This is a genomic window from Nostoc sp. LEGE 12447, assembly GCF_015206985.1.
GTDB lineage: Bacteria > Cyanobacteriota > Cyanobacteriia > Cyanobacteriales > Nostocaceae > Nostoc.
Map to the genome: position 1 here is coordinate 179,522 of NZ_JADEXT010000005.1, position 20,392 is coordinate 199,913.

Below are 20,392 nucleotides of genomic sequence, written 5' to 3' on the forward strand. Positions count from 1 at the left end.
GGGGACGGGAAAAATGCCTCTGAAATCCTCTTATTCAGATGAGCTTAAGAAAACTGACCAGAGCTTAATCGCCTTACTTAGCGATCGCATATTATTATTAGCATCAGAACAGCCTTCTTTAGATGAACAACTGGCTGATGTCGCTCCCCTACTCGCTCAAGCTGGTATTCCTGAGTCTGTTTGGGCGGATTTAGTAAAGAGTTGTCATGCCAGTCTTACCCCTAAATCTGCCACAAATTATGTCATTCCCCGACAAGTTACCATCGTCGGTGGACACGGCAGGATGGGAAGATTATTTAAAGAGCAACTTTCTTTAGTAGGTCACAATGTTAGCGTTCTCGAATATGATGATTGGGAATACGCAGATAAACTGTTAACTCAGGCAGAATTAGTATTAGTAAGCGTTCCTATTGAATATACGGTTGATGTTATCAAGCGAGCAGCAAAATATCTTGCTCCAACTACAGCTTTGTGTGACATCACAAGTATTAAAACACAGCCTACTCAAGCAATGCTCGAATACCATTGCGGCCCCGTTATGGGTTTACATCCAATGTTTGGGCCAAATATCAAATCGTTTTTGGGACAAAAAGTGGTAGTGTGTCGAGGTCGAAATGATGATTCATTTCAATGGTTATTAGATTTTCTGAAAGGTAAAGGTGGTGAATTAATTGTTTGCACGCCTGAAGAACACGATCAAATGATGGTGATTATTCAAGCAACGCAGCATTTCTGTAGATTTAGCCTTGGTGTTTTCTTAGCACAATCAAGAGTGGAGATAGAGCATAGTTTAACAATGTCAACTCCTAACTATCGTCAAGAAATCGATATTGTGAAACGTTTGTTTTCTCAAAATCCCAATTTATGTGTTGATATTATGCTAGCTACTGAAGAAAGGTGTAATGCTATTAGCTTTTTAGCTAAAACTTACAGCCGATTGGCTAGACTAGTGGCTAGAAAGGATAGAGAGGCATTAATTAAAGAGTTTGAAAATACTCAAAGTTTTTTGGAAGGGAAAATTAACAGTTTTCTCCAACCTTTAAATACAACGGCTCAGATGCACACAAATATTAGCATTTGAGGAATAATTCTATTTGAGGGACGAACCGCAAAGGACGCATAGACACGAAGTTGCTTCCCGAAGGGTAGGACGCAAAGGAAGAAAGAAAATTTTGCACATACTCACAAAGAAATGAGATAAAGAAGAAAAACTATGCTGATAGATATCTTTCATGATATCGTTTGCCCTTGGTGCAGAATTGGGAAAAAACATCTGTTTGATGCAGTGGCACAATGGCAAGAACAAGAAGTAAATATCCGATGGCATCCCTTTCTTCTGGATAATACTGTTCCTGCTGAGGGGTACGAATTTCGAAACTTTATGCAAGATAGAAAGGGCATTAAAGTGGAAGAACTGCAACATCTGTTTGATTATACGCAACGCGCAGGTGAGGCGGCTGGAGTTAAGCTAGATTTTGAAAAAATCCGTTTGGCTGTAAATACTAAGCTTTCTCATCAACTAATTGCATTAGCGCCCGCAAACGTAAAAAATGATGTCGTCGAAGCTATTTATAGAGCTTACTTTGAAGAGGGTTTGAATATTGGAGATATTAACGTTATTGTTGCCATCGGTACAGCATACCAGATGAATGCTACCGAATTAAAGTTGCAATTAAACGATCGTAATGTGGTTGATGCCGTTGTTGCTGAATCGGCATTTGCTCGATTAAATGGCATCAACAGCGTGCCGTTTTTCATCATGAATAATCAAGTCAAGGTAAATGGTTCTCACTCGGTAGAGGCATTCCTTGAAGCTTTGAATAGTACTGCACTTTTAGATATACCTGCAAAAATATGATAGTTGACATCAAGCAAAAAAGTAGATTAATTCATCAACGTGTTTCGGTTACTTTTAACTATGAGGTTTACTTCACCCAAAATTTATTTGAGTTGAAAAACCCCACCTTAGCGCAAGTGGTTACAGCAGATGAGGAGACAAAGCCGAAGAAAATAGTTGCGGTGATAGACGCAGGAATATTAAAGTATCAACCGGAATTGGTGAAGCAATTAGTTGCGTATACCAAGTTTTATGGAGAAGTACTAGCGATCGCAGCCGAACCCATGATAATTTCGGGAGGAGAAGCTGCCAAAAACGATCGCGCTTTAGTAGAGCAAATCCAGCAACTCATTGAAACAGCCGGATTATGTCGCCATTCTTATGTGTTAGCGATCGGGGGCGGGGCGATATTGGATTTGGTAGGATATGCTGCTGCAACTGCTCACCGGGGAATTCGCCTGATTCGAGTTCCGACAACGGTGTTAGCACAAAATGATTCTGGGGTTGGGGTAAAAAACGGCATCAATGCCTTTGGTAAAAAGAACTTCCTTGGCACATTTGCGCCACCTTATGCAGTTATAAATGACTCTGCGTTCTTGACAACATTAGACGATCGCGATTGGCGTTCTGGGATTGCAGAAGCCGTCAAAGTGGCGCTGATTAAGGATGCTAACTTTTTTGATTTTATCCACTCTCACAGCAAAGCCCTTGGGTGGCGAGACATGGATGCTATGCAACAGGTTATCTATCGTTGCGCCCAGTTGCACCTAGAACATATTGCCAATAGCGGCGATCCTTTTGAAATGGGTTCGTCTCGTCCCCTAGATTTTGGACATTGGGCGGCTCATAAACTGGAGCATTTGACAAATTATCGTTTGCGTCATGGCGAAGCCGTTGCGATCGGTATTGCTTTGGATAGCACTTATTCTTATTTAGCAGGATTACTTGATTGTTCAGAATGGCAACGAATATTAAATACTTTATCGGCGTTGGGTTTCACGCTGTATGTGCCAGAACTAGCCCAGAAGTTATCACAACTAGAACATCCTGATTGTTTGTTTCGAGGTTTAACTGAATTCCGCGAACACTTGGGTGGAGAATTGACTTTAACGTTGCTACAAGGGATTGGAAAAGCAATTGAAGTTCATGAGGTAAATTTGTTGTTGTATAGGCAAGCAATATCATTATTGCGGGAATTTTAAGATTGTAGAATTAACCCTTTCAAAGTGGGTAAAAATTATCGTTCTCTTTACTCTGTGTCCTCTGCGCCTCTGTGGTTCGATAAATGAATTTTAAACCGCAGAGGCACAGATAACGCTGAGAAATAACAAGATATTTTACAAGTTATGCTGAAGGGATAGATTGAATTTTAAAAGCATAGATATAATACTAAATTTTAAGACAATATCTTACTTTTGATAGAGGCGGATAAACTCAACCAATATTATTAAAAATAACAATAAATAATTAGTACAAAAAGCGAATAAATTGACACCCAATCTAAAAATTATTCAATGTATTATCTGCTTGATATCTAGTACTCTTAAATAAGAAGCAAAAAGTTTTTAATTACATTTTCCCAAATAATCCGCAGATTGAAATAGCTTGATTTGGATTGATATTGAATCATCTAATTTTTTATCTGCCTATAAATAACTACTAATAATCATTAATAGCTTTTGACTAATCACTCTTACAGAGAAATTACCGATGATTTTTAATTCCCGTTCCTATAAAACCCTTGGCGGCGTAATTGTTTCTCGCTCGATCACCGAAGTGAAGATGGACACTGCCCTCGAAGATATTCTGTTTCATTTAAATTCTCAGCGTGGCGGTTTGCTAAGAAGCAGCTACGAATATCCAGGCAGATATAAAAGATGGGCGATCGGATTTGTCAATCCACCATTGGAATTAACTACACAGGAAAATGCTTTCAATTTGATAGCGTTGAATGAACGCGGTCAAGTACTTCTACCATTGCTATTAGAGTGTTTATCCAACTCAATCCAACTTGAGAAAGTTACCCTAGACAATAACAATATTGTCGGCTTTGTTAAATCTAGTAAGAGATTATTCACTGAAGAAGAACGCAGTAAACAACCTTCAGCATTTACAGTTGTCCGCGAAATTCTACATACTTTCTCTAGCCCAGAAGATGAGCATTTAGGATTGTATGGGGCTTTTGGTTATGACTTAGTTTTTCAGTTTGAACCAATTACCCAACGTCTAGAACGTCCTACAGATCAGCGTGATTTGGTGCTTTATCTCCCTGATGAATTGATAGTTGTTGATTACTATCAACAACGCGCATTTCGTCTACAATATGAGTTTGAAACAGCGCACGGCAATACAAAAAATCTGCCTCGAACAGGTGAGTCTCTTGATTATCGCGGAAAACATCTTACCCCTAATCAAACTGCTGACCATAAAGTAGGCGAATATGCCAAAAAAGTTGAGTCTGCACTCGATTATTTCCGCCGAGGCGATTTATTTGAAGTTGTTCCTAGCCAAAATTTTTTTGAAGGCTATGAAGATGAACCCAGCAAACTATTTGAAACTTTAAAGGATATAAATCCTAGTCCTTATGGGTTTATTTTTAACTTAGGTGGAGAATATTTAATTGGCGCATCTCCAGAAATGTTTGTGCGAGTTGAAGGGAAGCGGGTAGAAACTTGTCCCATTAGTGGCACTATTAGCCGGGGACTAGATGCTCTTGACGATGCAGTGCAAATTCGTCATTTACTCAACTCGCATAAAGATGAAGCTGAGTTGACCATGTGTACTGATGTCGATCGCAATGACAAATCTCGAATCTGTGAACCTGGTTCAGTACAAGTGATTGGTCGTCGCCAAATTGAATTATACAGCCATTTAATTCATACAGTAGATCATGTTGAAGGGACACTGCGATCGCAATTTGATGCTTTAGATGCCTTTCTTTCCCACACTTGGGCGGTTACAGTCACCGGCGCACCCAAAAAAGCCGCAATAGATTTTATTGAACAGCACGAACGTAGCGCCCGACGTTGGTATGGTGGAGCAGTCGGTTATTTAAATTTCAATGGGAATTTGAATACTGGCTTAATTCTGCGGACAATCCGATTAAAAGACTGCATCGCCGAAGTCCGAGTTGGTGCGACTGTCCTTTATGACTCCATACCCCAAGCAGAAGAACAAGAAACAATCACCAAAGCTGCTGCTTTATTTGAAACAATTCGCCGTGTTAAGCAAAGCAGTTACAAAATTGATGAATCCAGTTCTCGAAAATCAGCTAAAATCCTCCCTTGTGCGGCAACTGGCAAACGCATCTTACTAATAGATTATGAAGACTCTTTTGTTCATACATTAGCTAATTACATTCGCCAAACTGGTGCAAGCGTCACCACATTACGTCATGGTTTCTCAGAATCGCTATTCGATACAGAACGCCCTGACTTAGTTGTTTTATCTCCTGGGCCTGGTAGACCAAGTGATTTTCGGGTTCCCCAGACTGTCGGGGCGCTTCTTCATCGCAAAATTCCCATTTTTGGAGTTTGTCTAGGGCTACAAAGCATTGTTGAAGCTTTTGATGGACAATTGGGAGTTCTCAACTATCCTCAACATGGGAAATCTTCACGGATTTTCGTTACTGATTCCGATTCCGTTACCTTCAAGAATTTACCAGAATCCTTTACCGTGGGTAGATATCACTCATTATTTGCTCTCCCGCAGTATTTACCGAAAGAACTGAAAGTGACAGCGATTTCTGATGACAACGTAATTATGGGCATTGAACATCAGACACTTCCCATCGCCGCCGTTCAGTTTCATCCAGAATCAATCATGACTTTAGCGGGAGAAGTTGGTCTGGAAATCATTAAAAATGTGGTGCGTGCATATACGCACATCGAAGAGTCATTAGTCATTGGTCATTAGTCATTTGTCATTTGTCATTTGTCATTTGACATTTGTCATTCTCCCTGCCCTCTGCTCCCTGTTAACAGATTATGACTAACCAAGTTACCGCTTCTCGCCATATTCTTGAAGAGATTGTGTTGCATAAAAGGCAAGAAGTTGCACAAATGCAACAGGAATTTCCTTTAGCTTCTTTGCAACAGCAGTTAATTACGGCTCCAAGTGTCCGAAATTTCTTAGCTGCTTTACAACAAAATCCCAACCAACCTAGCTTAATTGCTGAGGTAAAAAAGGCATCACCCAGCCGTGGGATTATTCGGGCTGATTTTGACCCAGTAGCGATCGCTCAAGCTTATGAACGAGGTGGTGCAGCTTGTCTATCAGTCCTCACCGATCATAAGTTTTTTCAGGGCAGTTTTGACAATCTGCGTAATGTGCGATCGCACGTTGCATTACCCCTACTGTGCAAAGAATTCATCATTGACCCCTATCAAATCTATCTAGCACGGACAGCAGGCGCAGATGCAGTTTTGTTGATTGCTGCTATTTTATCAAACCAAGAACTGCAAAACTTTTTGCAAGTAATTCATGATTTGGGCATGAATGCACTGGTAGAAGTCCATACATTGGCTGAACTGGATAGAGTTCTTAAGCTTGATGACTTACATTTAGTAGGAATCAACAATCGCAATCTAGAAGATTTTACGGTTGATTTAGGAATAACCCAGCAACTTTTAGCACAGCGTCAGCAATATTTGCAAAGCTTGGATATCACTGTCGTCAGTGAATCTGGACTGTATACACCTGCTGATTTATCTCTTGTCGCTGAAGCTGGTGTGCGTGCGGTTCTGGTTGGAGAATCTTTAGTTAAACAAAGCGATGTAGAAAAAGCTACGCGGAGTCTTTTAAGGCTTTCTTAGAATACAAACCTAACCCCCAGCCCCTTAAGAGCTAGCGTTGGGGAGTAAGATTCAAAGCCTCTCTCCTAAAAGGAGAGAGGTTTGGAGAGAGGTCAAAATGTATTGCATCCAAGCGAGAAGCGCTATATTAATACTTCAAAAAATGAAGCTCTAATACTCGACAACGGAGCTAAAAGACTCGCCGACGGAGATAAAAGACTCGTTCACGAGTATCAAAGACTCGCTGACGGAGATAAAAGACTCGTTAACGGAGATAAAAGACTCGTTCACGAGTATCAAAGACTCGCTGACGGAGATAAAAGGCTCATTCACGAGTATCAAAGACTCGCTGACGGAGATAAAAGACTCATTCACGAGTATCAAAGACTCGTTAACGGAGCTAAAAGACTCAACAACAACAAATATAGCGTGGGTATCACTAATTCCTAAATGTTGATTTTTCCAGAATTATTAACTAATCATCAACTATTTTTCAAAATGACTTCTATCTCTGATTCCTTTCAAACTTTACGCGCTCGCCAACAGTGTGCTTTAATCCCCTTTATCACAGCAGGCGATCCTAACTTAGAAACCACTGCCCAAGCTTTACGTATCTTAGATCGCAACGGCGCTGACTTCATCGAGTTGGGCATTCCCTACTCCGATCCTCTTGCAGATGGGCCTGTAATTCAAGCAGCAGCAACTCGCGCTTTGCAAAAAGGCACGAAATTAGAACAAGTATTAGAGATGTTGGAAGCTGTAACTCCCACCCTGAAAGCACCGATAATTCTATTTACTTACTACAATCCTATTTTGCACCGGGGTATTAAGACATTTTTGGCCCAAATTGCTGCTGTTGGGGTGCAAGGCTTAGTAGTGCCAGACTTACCCTTAGAAGAAGCAGAAGAATTAATCCAGACTGCTGCATCTTTTGGGATTGAAGTAATTTTACTCGTAGCTCCTACCAGTTCTAAAGATAGAATTTTAGCGATCGCTCGTCAATCTCAAGGTTTTATCTACCTGGTAAGTGTTACAGGCGTTACAGGTATCCGCGCTCAAATCCAAGACCGCGTAAAAGATTTAATTACCGACTTGCGAAGCGTCACCGATAAACCCATCGGCGTTGGTTTTGGTATTTCCGGGCCAGAACAAGCGCATCAAGTAAGGGAATGGGGAGCAGATGCGGTGATTGTTGGTAGTGCCTTTGTCAAACGGTTAGCCGAAGGTAGCCCAACCGAAAGATTACAAGCTGTAGAAAAGCTTTGTCGGGAACTGAAAGCAGCAATTACTCCAGTATCCCTGCAAAAACGCTAAGTAAAAAAGCTTTCTCTTCTCTCTGCGTCCTTGGCGTCTTGGCGGTTCGATGGAAGAATAACGAACCGCCAAGACGCCAAGGACGCCAAGAAGGAAATACAAAGCGAATCTTGACTGTAGTGCAAGTTTTCAAAAATATATTTGAACGTAAAAGGATTTTAACCAGTGGTAAGCATACAAGACATCAAGACTGCAACTGTCCAACCAGATTCTTTGGGCAGATTTGGAAGATTTGGCGGTAAATACGTCCCCGAAACCTTAATGCCTGCATTAAGTGAGTTAGAAGCAGCATTTCAAAAATATCGCAACGAGCCGAGTTTCCAAGCAGAACTGCAAAACCTACTGCGCGATTACGTCGGACGACCCAGCCCATTATATTTTGCTGAACGCCTGACAACAAACTACGCTAGACCAGATGGCACGGGGCCACAAATTTATTTAAAGCGTGAGGATTTAAATCATACAGGCGCTCACAAAATTAATAATGCTTTAGCTCAAGTTTTGCTAGCTAAACGCATGGGTAAGCAACGGATTATTGCCGAGACAGGCGCAGGACAACACGGTGTAGCCACTGCAACTGTATGTGCTAGGTTTGGTTTGAAATGCGTGATTTACATGGGCATCCACGATATGGAACGCCAATCGCTGAATGTGTTCCGCATGAAATTAATGGGTGCAGAAGTTCGTCCAGTAGAGGCGGGTACGGGAACTCTCAAAGATGCAACTTCCGAAGCAATTCGGGATTGGGTGACAAATGTAGAAACAACCCATTACATCCTTGGTTCTGTTGCCGGGCCTCATCCTTACCCGATGATTGTCCGTGACTTCCACGCGGTAATTGGTGTAGAAACTCGCGCTCAATCCCAGGAGAAATGGGGAGGATTACCAGATATTTTACTGGCTTGTGTGGGTGGAGGTTCCAATGCGATCGGCTTATTCAATGAATTTGTCCATGAATCTTCGGTACGTCTAATTGGAGTGGAAGCGGCGGGTGAAGGTGTAGATACAGAAAAACACGCTGCTACCTTGACAAAGGGAAGAATAGGTGTATTGCATGGTGCAATGAGTTATTTACTGCAAGATGATGATGGTCAAGTCATCGAAGCTCATTCCATAAGTGCCGGATTAGATTATCCCGGCGTTGGCCCAGAGCATAGTTATTTAAAGGATCTTGGTCGCGCTGAATATTACAGTGTGACTGATAAACAGGCGTTAGAAGCATTTCAAAGACTTTCGCAACTAGAGGGAATTATCCCAGCTTTGGAAACTGCTCATGCGATCGCATATCTCGAAACCCTTTGTCCTCAATTAAAAGGCAATCCCCGCATCGTCATCAATTGCTCTGGTAGAGGTGACAAAGATGTACAAACCGTCGCCAAAGTTCTGATTCCTTAATTTGTCATTTGTCATTTGTCCTTCGTAAATGACCAATGACCCATGCCCCATGCAATACGGTTCGGATAAGATCCCCCCGCCTGTGGCGACCCCCTTAAAAAGGGGGTAAACGAGGAAATTAGCCCCCCTTTTTAAGGGGGGTTGGGGGGATCTTCGCAGGGTAAACAAGCTAACCGAACCGTATTGATACCCCATGCCCAATGCCCAATGCCCAATAAATATGATAGCTGTAACTAAAACCTCACTTGACAACATCCCCGTCACTTCTGAGTTCTACAACTGGCCAGCTTTATTACAACAGTTGTTAAATCGGCAATCGTTGACGGTTTCCCAAGCTAAAGATTTGATGCAAGGTTGGCTCACAGATGCCATTCCCCATGTCCTATCAGGAGCGATTTTAAGCGCCATTCAAGCTAAAGGCGTATCAGCACAAGAATTAGTAGGCATGGCCAGTGTCTTACAATCCCAATCCCCAGTACCCACTACCCAGTACCCAGACCCCCTAATTGATACCTGCGGAACTGGTGGAGATGGTGCTTCTACCTTTAATATTTCCACTGCTGTCGCCTTTGTTGCTGCCGCCGCCGGGGTAAAAGTTGCTAAACATGGAAATCGTTCGGCATCTAGCAAGACTGGTTCAGCTGATGTCCTGGAAGCTTTGGGGATAAATCTCAACGCCACTCCTGAGAAAGTGCAAGCCGCAGTGGGTGACGTGGGAATTACCTTTTTGTTTGCTCCGGGTTGGCATCCTGCACTCAAAGCGATCGCTAATTTGCGAAAAACTTTGAAAGTGCGGACTGTTTTTAACTTACTCGGCCCGCTAGTAAATCCCATGCGACCAACGGGGCAGATTATTGGTGTGAACGATCCGCTTCTACTAGAGGAGATTGTGCAAGCTTTATCGCAATTGGGATGTCAACAAGCGATCGCACTTCACGGACGCGAACGTTTAGATGAAGCTGGTTTAGCAGATGTCACCGATTTAGCTGTACTCCAAGATAAAAAGGTGCGTTCTCTAACGCTGAACCCTCAAGAACTTGGTTTGAATTTTGCCCCAACTGCTGCATTGCACGGTGGAGATGTCCAAGAAAATGCCGAAATCTTGAAGGCAGTTCTCCAAGGTAAAGGCACGCAAGCGCAACAGGATGTTGTCGCTTTAAATACAGCCCTGGCACTCCAAGTTGGTGAAGCCATTCATGGGGAAACGGATATTTTAGCCGGTTGCGTCAAAGGTATTGCCCTTGCGAAGGAAATTCTGCAAAGCGGCGCGGCTTGGACAAAACTAGAACAACTTGCTGAATTTTTGCACTAGACGAACCTCTCTCCGTTTCCGGTGTACACACAAGTCGAATTACCCCCCTTAATCCCCCCTTATAAAGGGGGGAAAAAAGAAATCTAGTTCCCTCCCCTTTATAAGGCTACGGTGTACACACAAGTCTTCTAAAGTTGCACCACAAGCTTTTGATCCCCCCAACCCCCCTTTTAAGGGGGGCAAAAAGCTCTCAAAGTCCCCCTTTTTAAGGGGGATTTAGGGGGATCTACGACGATTTTGGTTTTCTAGAAAGATGTGTGTACACCGTAGCCTTTATAAGGGGAGGGTTAGGGTGGGGTAAAACCCTAGTTAATCTAGCTATTTCAGACTTGTGTTTACACCGTAGCCGAAACGGAGAGGGGTCAATATATTACACCCAATAACTTACACAAGGAAAAACAGATGATTATTATACTTAAAAATGGTACACCTACTGAGGAAATTACCCGCATCAGCGAAGAACTGAGTGAAACTTGGAAAGTCACCGTAGAAAAAAGTGTTGGAACTCATAAAGTTGTACTAGGGCTAATTGGTGATACCACTAGCATCGATAAATTACAGGTTCAAGAGTACAGCCCTTGGATTGAGCAAGTATTACGAGTGCAACAACCTTTCAAACGGGTAAGCCGAGAATTCCGACATGGAGAAGCCAGCGAGGTTGTCGTACCTACACCCAACGGTGATGTCTATTTTGGCGAACATCATCCGATTGTGGTGGTAGCTGGGCCTTGTTCCGTTGAGAACGAAGCGATGATTGTCGAAACCGCAAAGCGCGTAAAGGCAGCAGGAGCGCAATTTCTCCGTGGCGGAGCCTACAAACCCCGCACTTCACCTTATGCCTTTCAAGGTTATGGTGAAAGCGCTTTAGATTTATTAGCAGCAGCACGGGAAGCTACTGGTTTGGGTATCGTCACAGAATTGATGGATGCTGCGGATTTATCAGCAGTGGCGAGAGTCGCTGACATAATCCAAATCGGAGCGCGGAATATGCACAACTTTTCGCTGCTGAAAAAGGTAGGCGCTCAAGATAAACCAGTGCTGCTCAAGCGCGGGATGTCTGCCACAATTGACGAGTGGCTGATGGCAGCAGAATATATTTTGGCATCAGGCAATCCAAATGTAATTCTTTGTGAGCGGGGAATCAGAACTTTTGATGGTAAATATGCCCGGAATACTTTAGATTTATCTGTGCTTCCGGTATTGCGATCGCTGACCCATTTACCGATTATGATCGATCCTAGTCATGGTACTGGTAGGTCAGAATATGTGCCATCGATGGCAATGGCTGCGATCGCAGCTGGTACAGATGCCTTGATGATTGAAGTTCACCCCAATCCCGCAAAAGCTTTATCTGACGGGCCGCAATCTCTCACCCCTGATAAATTTGACCGCTTAGTTCAAGAAATGTCAATTATTGGCAAAGTAGTTGATCGCTGGTCTACACCCGCATTTAATAGCATTAAGGACAACCGTATTCTCTTCGCGCCAAAAGTATCAAACTAGACAGAGTGTAATCTCAGCTAATTTTTTGTGAATGGCTAAACCCGATCAACAGATTTTTTAAAAAAAAGAATCCGTTGGTCGGGTTTTCATCAGCACGAAAGACTGATTATTGTAGAGACGGCGATTCATCGCGTCTCTTGCCTTAACCATAATGATTTTTATTACTTAGGATAGTTCCGAGTTAAATCAAATTGTATTTAAAATTACAGGTAATGAAAAACTAGATTTATGGGAAATTAATTTCCCCTGCTACCAAGGAGTAATAATGATTTTAAGTCAATATCAACGTGTTGTAGGCGTATTTACTCATCGTCGAGATGCAGAACAGGCGCTACATGAGTTGAGAGATTCTGGCTTGGCGATGGAAAAAGTATCGGTAATTGTCCAGAATGCAGACCGCAATCATCAGATTACCGATGATGAAATTAAAGAGCGCACTGGTGATAAAGCCGACGAAGGTGCAACAGTAGGAGGGCTTTCAGGGGGCGCTGTTGGTGGGTTGACCGGTTTATTAGTAGGTCTTGGTACTTTAGCAATCCCTGGAGTTGGGCCAATAATGCTGGCTGGCGCAGCTGCAACTGCTTTGGTTACAACCCTTGTTGGTGCAAGTATTGGTGCTGCTACTGGCACTTTTGCTGGTGCGCTAGTTGGCTGGGGAATATCAGAAGAACAAGCTAGATCATATAACGAGCGAGTAGAGCATGGACACTATTTCATAATCGTGGATTGTACATCTTTTGAAATTGCTAAAGTAGAGGCAATTCTACACCGTTGGGGTATTGAAGAGTTTGGCATTTACGAGCCTCTAAGTAGTGAAAAATTACCTACAAATTATCTGACCACAACAAATTCCGCTACTACCATTCCTAATAAAAGTGGGATTTTGAGCAAATATGCTATTAGTTGTTTTGATAATATAGATAATGCTAAAGCCGCAATTGACGATATGTATTTTGCAGGATTTTCAGCAAATCAGATTTCCTTAGTTTGCAAAGATTTCTCTCAATTGATTGGCTCAACTGATATTAATTTAAGTGAGCGCTTTGACGCGATGAGGCTAGGAATAGCAGATGATTGGGCACGCTTTTACAACGAGCAAATTGAGCAAGGAAATTATATACTCATTATTAGCGGTACAGACAATGAACTTGAACAGGCTAGCTTTATTGTAGGCAATTATGGAATTCAGGAATTTCAGATTTATGACCCAATGTTAATCCGTTCTTGACAACTAGCACTGGAAATTTTAATAATTTTGTTAGAACAAACAAATATATAGCAATACTTTCAAAATTCTCCAGTCTTGAGCTGTATCTGTTGCAGCTTATAACTTTAGTCGAGAACCAAGTATTTCAAGCGTGTCACAAGAGAAAATACTCTTTATTAATATTCAGCCCGGAAACCGGGCGAATATGTAACAAAGCAATTGTGCAAACTAAATTAATTCATCTAAATTTCTGAAGAGATTTAGATAAAGTAATTAATAGCCTTCTATCGTATAACCAGCAGATTGAACGATCTGTTTAATCGACTCTTCAGAAGCCGCAGCATCTACAGTTACAGTTTTATCATCAACATTCACATCTACTTTGGCATCAGATTCCATCGTCAAAATAGATTTAGTTATTTTCTTGGCGCACTCATCACCTTTAATATCTGGAACTTTCAATTTAATTGCCATTACTTACCTCAGTTCATCAACTTTTATTTCTATTTCATCAAAATAATAACGGTTGAGACAAGGAATAAACATCTTACTAGAGTCAGGGAATTGAGCATCCCTAGGATAGTAATAAATAATAGCTAGACTTAAATTATTAGTTGTTGGATGGCTAATCCATCTGGTTTTTGGTAGATGCCCTTGTCCAATTTGTTGTGTGAAGAAAGTAACTCTGGCAATTTAGTTGAAAAAGGATAAGATATCGAGCTACCTATTTTTTTTGAGTTCGTGCATACTTCTCACAACCTTTGTTACTAGATTTCTGGGTGTAAATCTGACGCTTTCGGTCAATATTTTATTTCTCATCCCAGGAACAACAACAGTTTTATTTTTCATTAAACCCCGATAACCAATCTTAGCAACGGTTTCCGTGTCCATCATTCTGTTAACATTAGCAATTTTAGAATCTTCCATTGCAGCAGTTTGTTGGAATTCTGATGCTGTTGGGCCAGGACAAAGAACAGTCACGCTAACACCAGTACCCTCTAATTCATTAGCGATCGCTTCTGAAAATGATAAGACATAGGCTTTAGTAGCAAAATAAACTGCCATTAGAGGCCCCGGTTGAAAAGCTGCTGCTGAGGCCACATTTAATATTTTTCCATAGTCTTGCTCGACCATATCCTTGAGAAATAACTTTGTTAAATGAGTCAATGTCACCATATTGACCTGGAGCATTTGCAGTTCAATACTGAGGTCTGTTTCGCTAAATGCTCCATAAGTACCAAAGCCAGCATTGTTAACCAGCACATCAATTTTGATCGATTCTTGCTGGAGTTCTCTAAAAATTTCTTCTGGGGATGTTGGGATAGATAAGTCCTTAGCCAAAATTTTCACAAAAATATCAAACTTTTGCGGAAATTCATTTATGATTTCTGTAAGTTTTTGTTCATTCTTATCCACTAATACCAGATTATAACCATGACGGGCAAAAATTTGGGTTAATTGATAGCCTATCCCACTAGCCGCTCCTGTAATTAGAGCAGTTTTTTTTTGCCGACTTTCAGATGTTTTATTCATGCTAGAAAAATGGCGAATGTGAGTTAATTAATTTAAGTTCTATAAAAATAGCTACAACAATATATAATGTTTGCTGTAGCTATTTTTATGCAGACAATAAATGATGCTATCTACCTGAAACGAGTATGCTTCAATCAAGCATAATAGACACAAATATAAAAATCTGTATCTATATAAACAAGAGCAAAAATATTTAATATGTCATTAATGTCACAACCTAATTCCGTTACTATAACTGATGTGCAAGCAGCACAAGAGCGAATTTTGGGAATTGCCCATCGCACGCCAGTGCTAACTTCTAGAATGGTTAACGATCGCACCAATAGCCAAGTATTATTTAAATGCGAAAACTTTCAACGCACCGGGGCATTTAAATTTAGAGGGGCGTACAATGCCTTAGCGCAACTATCGGTAGCCCAAAAACAAACAGGCGTTATCACCTATTCATCAGGAAATCATGCTCAAGCGATCGCTCTAGCTGGAAAACTCCTCAATATTCCCACCACTATTGTCATGCCTGATGATGCACCCATTGTCAAACAAACTGCTACCCGTGGCTATGGTGCAGAGATAATTTTATACAATCGCCAAGAAACAAACCGAGAAGAATTAGCCCAAAATTTAGCAGATGAGCGCTCTTTGACACTGATTCCCCCTTACGATCATCCCCATGTAGTCGCTGGACAAGGAACAACTGCTTTAGAACTGATCCAAGAAGTTGGTGAATTGGACTTGCTATTAGTTTGTTGTGGCGGTGGCGGATTACTTTCAGGATGTGCGATCGCAGCTAAAGCACTTTTACCCAATTGTAAAGTAATCGGGGTAGAACCAGCACTTGCCGACGATGCTACCCGCTCTTTTCACACCAAAACCCTGCAAACTGTCAAGAATCCTGATACCATCGCCGATGGTGCGCGGACTCCTAGCCTTGGTAAAATTACTTTCCCCTTAGTGCTGCATTACGTCGATGATATGGTGACGGTATCTGAAGAAGCAATTCTTCGCACCATGTTTTTCTTATGGGAACGTCTGAAAATTGTAGTTGAACCCACCGGAGTACTTGCAGCCGCAGCCTTACTTGAAGGTGTGGTGACAGCAGCAGAGTCGAGGATTGGTGTCATCATCAGTGGTGGAAATGTCGATTTGGCGCAAGTTGGTAAATTGTTTTCTGGTTGATTTTGACACTCCCACCCTTTGAAGGAATGGGATTGTCAGGGTGGTAGTTTAATACTGAATTATTGATAGGCTATGACAACAATCCCAGCAAAGATCAAACTTACTGCAATAACTTGGTTGAATGTCAAAGTTTCTTTAAATAGCCAATAGGAAATAAAAGTAACTAAAATAAATCCAATTCCTTGAGATGTTGGTACTACTATAGAAATTGGAAGTTTATCTAGTGCCTTGGCGAATAAAAGTAACCCTATACAGTAAGCAATCAAACCAGCAATAAACCAAGGAGAAGTGATGGTTACAATAAAACTACTAGAATTATTACTTGCTAAACGTGACTGCTTTATTAGAATATTGCCAAGACAATTGCAGAAAGCAGATATAGTAACAATTAACCAAGGTAATTGTGAAAAATGAAGCATTATTAATTTCATAGTTTCAAGAAAATTTTATAACCCAGACACAAAAAATAACCTCTGTTATTCTCTTCAGTAAATTAGTTGCAATTTTAACCATCAATTTTTATAAAAAATATTAATGTTTTTATAAGTAGTAATCCTAAAGATTTAATTCAAAAAAAACTACATTAATGCAACTTCTAACTCAAAAAAAAAAGACATAATCGCTAGAATTACGTCTTTTTTACTCAATAAAAATACTTGATTTTTTATATAAAAACAGCTAAAAATTTAAATATTAGCATCATCCATTGAGAAATATGGTCACATTAAGTGTGGTTTATTTACTCTGAGATTTTTAGTTTCTACTGCTTAGTTATAGTAGTTGAAAACGATTTAATTGGGTAAACCCCATTTCTGACAGACAGATTTAACAATATTAAATAGCATCTCAGGTATTAGTTTTGTAGAGATTTTTCATAGCATAGCTAGTAGAAATCGAATGTCTATTCAACATCAGAATATTCACTAATCTAAGATTTGTCAGGCATTATTTCTAAGTATTTGCGCTTTCACTGACACAATATTGAATATCTACACTTATCGAAATCCAATGATAAACATTAGTTCTGCATCCGAACTTACTTCTTCATCTGATTACTTCAAATATTTACCCGAAATCGAAACTGAAAACTATATCCTAAAGCTTGCTTCAAACAAAGACGAATTAGAATCAATTTTCAGGTTGCGCTTTCAAGTTTTTAATATTGAACTAGGGGTAGGATACTCTATTTCTCACTTGACTCAGATGGATCAAGACGACTTTGATGCAGTTTTTGATCATTTAATCATTATTTGCAAACAAACCAATCAAATAGTTGGAAGTTGTCGACTACAAACTTATAATATAGCATCTAAAAACTTAGGTTTTTACTCTGCTAAGTACTTTAATATTAATGTAATTACCGATTCAGTGCTTCAATTAAGTGTGGAACTTGGACGTGTATGCATAGTAAAGAAATATCGTAGTCTTAAAACATTTGTATTGCTTTGGCAAGGAGTTAATAATTATTTATCTTTTACCAAAAGTAAATATCTTCTTGGTTGTGTATCATTACCAACACAAGATCCTTTAGTAGCTTGCTGTGCTTACAATTATTTTCAACAAAATGCACTTATGCATCCAAATATTTTGGTTTATCCCAATTCACAATCTTTCTTAGAAGTTTCTGAATCACATCTAGATCCATCTAACCTTGAGATTCCTAATATTCTAAAAATATATTTAGCTAGTGGTGCTAAAGTATGTAGTCTTCCAGCTATTAATAAGCAGTTTGGCATTGATTTCTTAGTCATATTTGATAGCGTACAATTTGGGGTTTAGCCGCACTACGCGCAAAAAAACCAAAAATCTGATCTATAAGAATCCGCTTTGATTTTTGTTCGCACAGCGTAGCGTAGCCATATTTACTTGCGTGGGAAGGCAAGAGGCAAGAGGCAAGCAATACTTTTCGTTTAAACCCAATAATTTCTCTTTTGGTCTGGGGAAAGGTTAAAGGGCAATGGGGAAAGGGAAATTCAAACCCTTTCTCTTTCCCCTTTCCCCCTCAACCGAAAAGTATTGAATAGGCAATAGGCAATAGGAAAGAAGCGCAATCAAATATAAGTCTTATAGCAGAATAGTGTTAATTGTCACCTTACTTGGGTTTCCTCGATATTTTTAATTCTTCTGGGGAGTCACCTCAGCACTAGGCGTAGGTGTCGGTTCAGGTGTGGGGGTTTCTGTGGGAGTTGGTGTTGGTGTTGGTTCAGGCGTGGATGTTTCCGTGGGTGTAGAGGTTGGTGTAGGTGTTGGCGATGGGGGAGGAGTGGGATTTTCTGCTGTAACGGTGAGTTCATAGTCTACTGGTTTCGATGCTGTGGAAACCACGACAAACTCGTAAAATCCGTTTTCTGGTAATTTAGTTGATAAACTACGCTTGGTAGAATCTTCTAAGAATTGGATTTTGCCAGAGGGTGAATAGACTGATAACAAAACTTGGGAATTTGCTTGTAGTTTCAATTCCAGAGATTGATTTTTAGCAAGTCCAGCAATAAATACTTTGCCACTACCAGGTTGAAGATTACCACTGACTGTTTTGCCAGTAGCACCTGGATCAAAGACAAGTTTCTGGAAAGCGCTACCGGATAGGATCGCACTGAGTTTATCGCTAACAAAACCGTACCAAACTTGTCCAATGGGCTGATCTCGGAAATCTTTACCACGTTGTTCAGAGAATACGCTTAAAAATGCAGCGTCTCCCAAATCATACAAAGAACGACTACCAACGTTGATTTTGTTGACTTCCACTTTCCAGCGATCGCGTTCAGCGCTTGTATAAGTTCCCAGTTGTCGGCGGGTATTGGAACTCAGGGGTGCTAGTTTTTCCAGTAATTCTGACGCTGTTTTATCCCATTCTGCGCGCAAACCTTCATCTTCAGTCCCATCGCTGAGAGTGCGCCCTTTTACACTGGGGTTTCTGTCCCAAAAAACTTGATTCACCAAGTTCACATAGAAGTTAGAGTTAATCCCCAACTGTTGACGGCGATCGTTTAATTTTTCTTTACGCTGCCGTTCTGCTGGTGAATATTGCGCTAAAGGATCAGTTGGTTGGTTACTGGTTGGAGTCGGGCTGGCTGTGGGAGTTGGTTGAACTTCCCCGATATCGTTGCGGCTGCTATTCACTCCCCACCAAATTAATCCAACACTACCAGCTACCGCCGCCGCTACTAAGAAAGTTTTTGTTGGTGTCCACCAAGAGGGAGAGGGGGGAGGTGAGAAGGATGGGGGAGGCGGGGAGACGGCGACAGTGGCGGATGTGGGTTGTGGTGGAGTGGGATATTGAGTTGGGGGAAAGTTAGCTGGGGGCGGGTTGAGGGCTTCGATTACTTGACGAACTGATTGATAGCGATCGCTTGGTCTGGCAGATAGCATTTTATCTAATACCTGTGCCAAAATCGGACTCACGTTTACTTCTCGTCGCCACTGCCAGGTAAGATTATAGGTATCAATTAATTCTTGTGGCTGTTTCCCTGTCAGTAAAACCAACATTGTTGCAGCCAAAGCATATAAGTCGCTGTGGGGAGATACTAACCCAGTTTGCATCTGTTCTGGGGGTGCAAATCCTACCTTACCTAATAGGGTTGGTGATGGGGAAGATGCAACCATACCGGGTTGGTAATATTCGGAAGCTACGGTTGCTACTACTTGTTTGACACCGCCAAAATCAATTAAAACTGGCAGTTTGTCAACAGTACGAAGCATTAAGTTATCTGGAGAAATATCTCGATGAATTACTCCCAGTGAGTGGATGTATTCCAACACTGGCAAAATTTGCTGCAACAATTGGCGTACTTCTGCCTCTGTAAAGCGCAAACCCTGCTGTAACCGCGCATTTAACAAAGAATTGTAAGTTTCCCCTTCTACATAATCTTGTACCAAAAACAGATATTCTTTGCCCCCTAAGTTTAGCCGCAGCAGTTCCCGGAAGCGGGGAATTTGCGGATGTTGCAGTTTATAGAGAACACTCGCTTCTCTCTCAAACAGTTCTTCTGCTTTTTGAACAACGTAAGCGGTTTGAACTTGAGGGGAAAATTCTTTTAAAACACAAAGTTCGCGGAAACGGTTGACATCTTCGGCTAAATAAGTGCGTCCAAAGCCACCTTGGCCAATTTGACGCACAATTACATAGCGATCGCCTAAAGTTAGTCCCGGTTGGATACTATAACTCATGGGCGCACCCGACAATTTTTCACCACACTGGAGACAAAAGCGACTACCTGGGGAATTTTCATGTCCTTTATAACAATATATTTTGGTCATTTGTCATTTGTCATTTGTCATTTGTCATTGGTCATTTGTCATTAGTTATTTGTGACTCTTCCCCA

17 protein-coding genes are annotated in these 20,392 nt (G+C 41.1%); 13 read left to right on the forward strand and 4 right to left on the reverse strand.

All coding sequences use genetic code 11. The features are described 5' to 3' along the window. The first annotated feature begins 13 nt into the window (after positions 1-13). The 11 genes from tyrA to IQ274_RS09075 all read left to right on the forward strand — a co-directional run bounded on the left by tyrA (position 14) and on the right by IQ274_RS09075 (position 13,382). Positions 14-1,081, forward strand: coding sequence for a bifunctional chorismate mutase/prephenate dehydrogenase (gene tyrA / locus IQ274_RS09025; protein ID WP_194142038.1), 1,068 nt, complete (start codon positions 14-16; stop codon positions 1,079-1,081). A 132-nt stretch (positions 1,082-1,213) separates the two neighbouring features. Beyond that, entirely contained in the window at positions 1,214-1,858 is a 645-nt protein-coding gene (locus tag IQ274_RS09030) for a DsbA family oxidoreductase (protein ID WP_163931898.1), read from the forward strand. Beyond that, positions 1,855-3,039, forward strand: coding sequence for a 3-dehydroquinate synthase (locus IQ274_RS09035; protein ID WP_163931895.1), 1,185 nt, complete (start codon positions 1,855-1,857; stop codon positions 3,037-3,039). Before IQ274_RS09030 ends, IQ274_RS09035 begins: the two co-directional genes overlap by 4 nt. Positions 3,040-3,547: 508 nt before the next feature. After that, positions 3,548-5,752: an anthranilate synthase gene (locus IQ274_RS09040; RefSeq protein ID WP_194142039.1), complete on the forward strand. Its 2,205-nt coding sequence runs from the start codon at positions 3,548-3,550 to the stop codon at positions 5,750-5,752. Positions 5,753-5,823: 71 nt separating this feature from the next. Beyond that, positions 5,824-6,651: an indole-3-glycerol phosphate synthase TrpC gene (gene trpC / locus IQ274_RS09045; RefSeq protein WP_194142040.1), complete on the forward strand. Its 828-nt coding sequence runs from the start codon at positions 5,824-5,826 to the stop codon at positions 6,649-6,651. Positions 6,652-6,732: 81 nt separating this feature from the next. After that, complete coding sequence (locus tag IQ274_RS09050) at positions 6,733-7,080, forward strand: hypothetical protein (protein WP_194142041.1); 348 nt, start codon at positions 6,733-6,735, stop codon at positions 7,078-7,080. 48 nt (positions 7,081-7,128) lie between these two features. Continuing rightward, complete coding sequence (gene trpA / locus IQ274_RS09055; RefSeq protein ID WP_194142042.1) at positions 7,129-7,944, forward strand: tryptophan synthase subunit alpha; 816 nt, start codon at positions 7,129-7,131, stop codon at positions 7,942-7,944. A 165-nt stretch (positions 7,945-8,109) separates the two neighbouring features. Continuing rightward, on the forward strand, positions 8,110-9,339 hold the full coding sequence (gene trpB, locus IQ274_RS09060) for a tryptophan synthase subunit beta (protein ID WP_194142043.1): 1,230 nt from the start codon (positions 8,110-8,112) through the stop codon (positions 9,337-9,339). A gap of 220 nt (positions 9,340-9,559) precedes the next feature. Further along, complete coding sequence (gene trpD / locus IQ274_RS09065) at positions 9,560-10,651, forward strand: anthranilate phosphoribosyltransferase (RefSeq protein ID WP_194142044.1); 1,092 nt, start codon at positions 9,560-9,562, stop codon at positions 10,649-10,651. 402 nt (positions 10,652-11,053) lie between these two features. Next, a complete protein-coding gene (gene aroF, locus IQ274_RS09070; RefSeq protein ID WP_194142045.1) occupies positions 11,054-12,154 on the forward strand; it encodes a 3-deoxy-7-phosphoheptulonate synthase in 1,101 nt (366 codons plus the stop codon). Between the two features lie 265 nt (positions 12,155-12,419). After that, positions 12,420-13,382, forward strand: a complete 963-nt coding sequence (locus IQ274_RS09075; RefSeq protein ID WP_194142046.1) for a general stress protein — start codon at positions 12,420-12,422, stop codon at positions 13,380-13,382. Positions 13,383-13,634: 252 nt separating this feature from the next. Here the strand turns inward: IQ274_RS09075 and IQ274_RS09080 are convergent, their stop codons facing one another. Beyond that, the gene (locus IQ274_RS09080; RefSeq protein ID WP_194142047.1) at positions 13,635-13,835 is read right to left on the reverse strand and encodes a heavy-metal-associated domain-containing protein; all 201 of its coding nucleotides are present in this window, start codon (positions 13,833-13,835) and stop codon (positions 13,635-13,637) included. A 246-nt stretch (positions 13,836-14,081) separates the two neighbouring features. Further along, positions 14,082-14,894, reverse strand: coding sequence for an SDR family NAD(P)-dependent oxidoreductase (locus tag IQ274_RS09085; RefSeq protein WP_163931868.1), 813 nt, complete (start codon positions 14,892-14,894; stop codon positions 14,082-14,084). 207 nt (positions 14,895-15,101) lie between these two features. On the opposite strand from IQ274_RS09085, the gene IQ274_RS09090 reads away from it, so the two are divergent. Beyond that, positions 15,102-16,070, forward strand: a complete 969-nt coding sequence (locus IQ274_RS09090; RefSeq protein ID WP_194142078.1) for a threo-3-hydroxy-L-aspartate ammonia-lyase — start codon at positions 15,102-15,104, stop codon at positions 16,068-16,070. A gap of 59 nt (positions 16,071-16,129) precedes the next feature. Here IQ274_RS09090 and IQ274_RS09095 read toward each other — a convergent pair whose 3' ends face one another. Then, positions 16,130-16,501 carry a DMT family transporter gene (locus IQ274_RS09095; RefSeq protein ID WP_163931863.1) on the reverse strand — a complete coding sequence of 124 codons (372 nt, stop codon included), beginning with the start codon at positions 16,499-16,501 and terminating at the stop codon, positions 16,130-16,132. A gap of 577 nt (positions 16,502-17,078) precedes the next feature. On the opposite strand from IQ274_RS09095, the gene IQ274_RS09100 reads away from it, so the two are divergent. Beyond that, positions 17,079-17,849, forward strand: a complete 771-nt coding sequence (locus IQ274_RS09100) for a GNAT family N-acetyltransferase (protein ID WP_163939522.1) — start codon at positions 17,079-17,081, stop codon at positions 17,847-17,849. A gap of 336 nt (positions 17,850-18,185) precedes the next feature. On the opposite strand, the gene IQ274_RS09105 is transcribed toward IQ274_RS09100, so the two are convergent. Further along, positions 18,186-20,327, reverse strand: coding sequence for a serine/threonine-protein kinase (locus IQ274_RS09105; protein ID WP_194142048.1), 2,142 nt, complete (start codon positions 20,325-20,327; stop codon positions 18,186-18,188). Positions 20,328-20,392 lie beyond the last annotated feature (65 nt).

Bases quoted from the DNA above. Each gene is read 5' to 3' on its own strand.
- tyrA (WP_194142038.1), top strand. From the start codon at position 14: ATGCCTCTGAAATCCTCTTATTCAGATGAGCTTAAGAAAACTGACCAG.
- IQ274_RS09030 (WP_163931898.1), top strand. From the start codon at position 1,214: ATGCTGATAGATATCTTTCATGATATCGTTTGCCCTTGGTGCAGAATT.
- IQ274_RS09035 (WP_163931895.1), top strand. From the start codon at position 1,855: ATGATAGTTGACATCAAGCAAAAAAGTAGATTAATTCATCAACGTGTT.
- IQ274_RS09040 (WP_194142039.1), top strand. From the start codon at position 3,548: ATGATTTTTAATTCCCGTTCCTATAAAACCCTTGGCGGCGTAATTGTT.
- trpC (WP_194142040.1), top strand. From the start codon at position 5,824: ATGACTAACCAAGTTACCGCTTCTCGCCATATTCTTGAAGAGATTGTG.
- trpA (WP_194142042.1), top strand. From the start codon at position 7,129: ATGACTTCTATCTCTGATTCCTTTCAAACTTTACGCGCTCGCCAACAG.
- trpD (WP_194142044.1), top strand. From the start codon at position 9,560: ATGATAGCTGTAACTAAAACCTCACTTGACAACATCCCCGTCACTTCT.
- aroF (WP_194142045.1), top strand. From the start codon at position 11,054: ATGATTATTATACTTAAAAATGGTACACCTACTGAGGAAATTACCCGC.
- IQ274_RS09075 (WP_194142046.1), top strand. From the start codon at position 12,420: ATGATTTTAAGTCAATATCAACGTGTTGTAGGCGTATTTACTCATCGT.
- IQ274_RS09080 (WP_194142047.1), bottom strand. From the start codon at position 13,835: ATGGCAATTAAATTGAAAGTTCCAGATATTAAAGGTGATGAGTGCGCC.
- IQ274_RS09085 (WP_163931868.1), bottom strand. From the start codon at position 14,894: ATGAATAAAACATCTGAAAGTCGGCAAAAAAAAACTGCTCTAATTACA.
- IQ274_RS09090 (WP_194142078.1), top strand. From the start codon at position 15,102: ATGTCACAACCTAATTCCGTTACTATAACTGATGTGCAAGCAGCACAA.
- IQ274_RS09095 (WP_163931863.1), bottom strand. From the start codon at position 16,501: ATGAAATTAATAATGCTTCATTTTTCACAATTACCTTGGTTAATTGTT.
- IQ274_RS09100 (WP_163939522.1), top strand. From the start codon at position 17,079: ATGATAAACATTAGTTCTGCATCCGAACTTACTTCTTCATCTGATTAC.
- IQ274_RS09105 (WP_194142048.1), bottom strand. From the start codon at position 20,327: ATGACCAAAATATATTGTTATAAAGGACATGAAAATTCCCCAGGTAGT.